The following is a 3,416-nucleotide window of genomic DNA, read 5'->3' as shown; positions in this document are numbered from 1 at the left end:
GCAAGTTATTTAAAGGCTGTTGAAATATTGATAATCCTATCGGAATTATCAACATTCCAACACCACAGAATCATCATTATGAGATAATTAAAAATAAAATATTAACTTTGGAGAACTAGGCTAGTGCTTTTCATAGGACACGGTGTTGCCAGTAGTTTTTTATTCAAAATTGTTCCTCAATTCAATTTGTTTATCTCTCATGCTCCCAACTTTATGACTTAAAGTTCCTCCTGTTTTTTTAGCTAAACTCAAATATTTGTCGAGCTCAAATATTAATTCATCCCATTTTTTTAAAACAGTTTTATTTTGTTCAAATCGACTTTCCATATTCTCATAAATCTTTATTAAATTTTCTGAACCCATATTTAAAACTCCATGATGTTTCCACATTCCAAATTTTACATTGTCATCGTTGTACTCAATTAAAGTCGGATTGAATTTGAGTTTTTCAGGGAAGTTTTCGGTAAAATATTGCTCAAAAAGTTCGATTACTCTTTTTTTTGAAAGTTCGGATAATTTCAAATTTCCCATAATAGTTTTAACTCATAAAGTAATTAAATCCGATGATAATAATTCCAGCTATTATTGGTCCTTTTAGATAAGCCCAAATTCCCATAAACTTTGTTGGGAAACTTAAAACTGAAATCCAACCAACAATCATACTTAAAACCGCATAAATTCCAAGTGCAATTATTCCTTTCCAAAATCCGTGTTCCATTCCGATATAGACTGCTGGTGCAATTAAAAAAAATAAACTCCATAATTTTTGATGTGATTTCATATTCTATCTTTTGTTTCCCATAGGTGTGTAAATAGCTTTAACAGAATTTATTGTTCGGTCAAATTCGGCACCTTTTAAGTTAGGTTTCTTCTTTTTACTTGATGGATAAATTGATTTTATTCCGTTTTCTCTTAATTGACTGTGATATTCGGTTAATTCACAGATAACTTTCCTAATCTCATTTTTAGAGTTGCAACTATTAATTTTTGCTTTGGTTTTTTCGTCAATTTCATTTTCTAAAATAACCAGAATTTTATCCTTGAATTCCTGTCTTCTTATATTTAATTTTCTTTTTGACATAGTCATAGTCGAAATTACTGGCAACGGTCTCGGCTATGAGTAGTTGCGTGGGTTAGCACTTAACTTAGCAAGTACACACCCAACTGAAAATCCGCGAGGATTTTCAGAAGTAGGCGAGAACAAGCAATTACTTATAGCCATTGTTGTGCATAGTTAATTTACAATTATTGTTCCTCCAAATTCGCTTTCTTCTATTTCTCCAGTCAAACAGTTAATTCGAAGTGTTTTTCCAATTCCAGTTATTATTCCGCTATTAGTGTTTTCATATCCTTTCCATTTTGTTTCAGGTACATTAGAAATAATCCACTTATAGCTACTGTCACTTTTATCAAAGATTAGTTTTAGGTATTCGCTATCTTTGAATGCATTTTGATGATTAGTTATTCCATAGTTTCTTGAGTTCGCAATTTCTTTTGCTTTGGAATAATCTAATCTAAATTCGTAAGGTTTTGTTTTCGGAAGCCCTTTAATTTCATCTTTCGTTAATTCCAAATCCGAATTGAAGTATAAATCGACGACATCAAATTTTAAAGAATCTGAGACGTTATAAGAATAAGTCAGACGGAATTCTTCAGGCTTTTCTGAACGTTTTTCAAACCAAGTCCCAGAATTGTTTTTGCTGTACCAATAGCTTCTTGAAGCGTTTAATTTAAAATTACTTTCTTTTCCGAAATGAGATTGAATTATTTGGTCAGCTTTTAATTTGCATTGGTCAAATGTTTCTTCAAATCCTAAATCATTACCATTAATTTTCTTTGAAAGGAAGTAGTTTATTTCTGAAATCAGATTTCCATTTTTGTCGAAAGCTTTCCAAATTCCAAAATAATCTCCATTTAGAAATATCCCTTTTTCTTTTAGTCTGTTATTTGGATAATACTCTCTAAAAGCTATCCATTCATTTTCATTGAGTTTTAATTCGTGAAACTCCTTGATAATCGATTTGGAATACGTTCTTCGGTCAAGTTTGGTTTTCGGATTACTTATAATTTGATTGAATATTGAGTCGATATCAATTGGCTTTTCTTGTCCAAAAGTCGAACAAGAAATCAATAGAATTAATATATAGACTATGTTTTTCATTTAATTATGCACAACGGTTTCGTATAACCGTCAGTTACGGTTTATATGCGTTAATTTTCGGTTAAGCACTGACGTTAGCAATTCCGAGTGGATTCGGACGTAGTCGAATCCGCCGTAATTGCGGTTATACATTGTTGTGCATAGTTTTTTCATTCTTCAGTCACAAATTTGAATGGTAGAAGAAATTTCACTTTCACTTTTTTTCCATTCTCCAATTCCGCTGGTTTCCAGTCAGGAATTTTAGATATTACTTTGTAACAAGCAGTGTCATAATCTTTTCTTAATCGTTCAATTATTTCTATGTCAATGACTTTTCCAACAGTGTCAACTACAAAAGTTGATTTGACTTTTCCGTTTATATATTCCGTAAATCCTTGATGAAATTTATAATTCCGTTGTATAAATCTGGTTAGCGAATCAAGTCCACCTGGAAATTCAGGCATCTTTTTTAAACTTGCAAAATTTATTTGTTCATCATTTTCGCCTAAAAGTTGGTATTCCAAGTTCAGCGAGTTTTCAGATTCCACTTTTTTAAATTCCGATTGATTAGTTGCTTTTTCAGATTCAGAATTGTTTTCCGTTTCTGTTTTTTCCGAATTCTTACAAGAAGTCAGAAGTAAAATGGTCAATATTATTCCTATTATTTTATTCAACTCGTGGGTTTTCTCAAATTATGCACAACTGCAGGGTTAAACGTAGTTCTGCTTAGAGAATGAAAAGATAATAAATTCTTGAGCAATAATTAGAGAAAAGGACTTCCATATACTCTCTAATTATTGATTGTCAATTAGCTTCGCGAAAGCGAAGCGTAAATTGTAGAATTTATTGGCTTGGGAATTCGAGAANAACCGACGATGTCGCACGTTTTGGCTCGAAGCCCGCAGAAGGCGATATTTTTAGGATAGGTTTTAGTAGTAATTTGGTTTAACCCTGCAGATGATAGCACATGCTTTAAGATGCATTGTCTGCGAAGCAGCGCAGATTAAAGTTCGCCTTTGGCGAATGTGCTATCATCGTGCCTCGTGTATGGAAAGTAAGGGCAGGAAGTATAAAATTTTCCACGCACGACGACGTTTTTAGATAGAAATTTTGTTTAATTAGACACCGAAGCCCTTATTTTTTATAGCATCCATGAAAAAGCAGTAAGTCAGTATCTTTAAAGTTCACTAAAACGATTAAGATATGAAAACTGAACAAACTGCTCAACCAAAGTTATACATTGGCATCGACATTCACAAACGAAGTTGGAAAATAC

The 3,416-nt window shown here is 32.2% G+C and carries 5 protein-coding genes; all 5 read right to left on the bottom strand.

Features of this window, described 5'->3' with window-relative positions:
• Positions 1-159: 159 nt before the first annotated feature.
• The 5 genes from E1J38_RS14855 to E1J38_RS14835 all read right to left on the bottom strand — a co-directional run bounded on the left by E1J38_RS14855 (position 160) and on the right by E1J38_RS14835 (position 2,814).
• Positions 160-531 (bottom strand): hypothetical protein, encoded by a 372-nt coding sequence (locus tag E1J38_RS14855; RefSeq protein WP_133357618.1) that lies wholly within the window; start codon positions 529-531, stop codon positions 160-162.
• A gap of 7 nt (positions 532-538) precedes the next feature.
• Positions 539-781: a hypothetical protein gene (locus E1J38_RS14850; RefSeq protein ID WP_133357619.1), complete on the bottom strand. Its 243-nt coding sequence runs from the start codon at positions 779-781 to the stop codon at positions 539-541.
• Positions 782-784: 3 nt separating this feature from the next.
• Positions 785-1,081: a hypothetical protein gene (locus E1J38_RS14845; RefSeq protein WP_133357620.1), complete on the bottom strand. Its 297-nt coding sequence runs from the start codon at positions 1,079-1,081 to the stop codon at positions 785-787.
• 153 nt (positions 1,082-1,234) lie between these two features.
• The gene (locus E1J38_RS14840; RefSeq protein WP_133357621.1) at positions 1,235-2,161 is read right to left on the bottom strand and encodes a toxin-antitoxin system YwqK family antitoxin; all 927 of its coding nucleotides are present in this window, start codon (positions 2,159-2,161) and stop codon (positions 1,235-1,237) included.
• A 149-nt stretch (positions 2,162-2,310) separates the two neighbouring features.
• Positions 2,311-2,814, bottom strand: a complete 504-nt coding sequence (locus tag E1J38_RS14835) for an energy transducer TonB (RefSeq protein WP_133357622.1) — start codon at positions 2,812-2,814, stop codon at positions 2,311-2,313.
• Positions 2,815-3,416 lie beyond the last annotated feature (602 nt).

Source organism: Seonamhaeicola sediminis (genome assembly GCF_004358095.2).
Taxonomy (GTDB): Bacteria; Bacteroidota; Bacteroidia; order Flavobacteriales; family Flavobacteriaceae; genus Seonamhaeicola; species Seonamhaeicola sediminis.
The sequence above is the reverse complement of the archived record's forward strand: the minus strand, read 5'-3'. Positions and strand labels throughout refer to the sequence as shown.

What these genes read in the sequence shown, in the direction of transcription:
- E1J38_RS14855 (WP_133357618.1), bottom strand. Translation starts at nt 531, where the DNA reads ATGGGAAATTTGAAATTATCCGAACTTTCAAAAAAAAGAGTAATCGAA.
- E1J38_RS14850 (WP_133357619.1), bottom strand. Translation starts at nt 781, where the DNA reads ATGAAATCACATCAAAAATTATGGAGTTTATTTTTTTTAATTGCACCA.
- E1J38_RS14845 (WP_133357620.1), bottom strand. Translation starts at nt 1,081, where the DNA reads ATGTCAAAAAGAAAATTAAATATAAGAAGACAGGAATTCAAGGATAAA.
- E1J38_RS14840 (WP_133357621.1), bottom strand. Translation starts at nt 2,161, where the DNA reads ATGAAAAACATAGTCTATATATTAATTCTATTGATTTCTTGTTCGACT.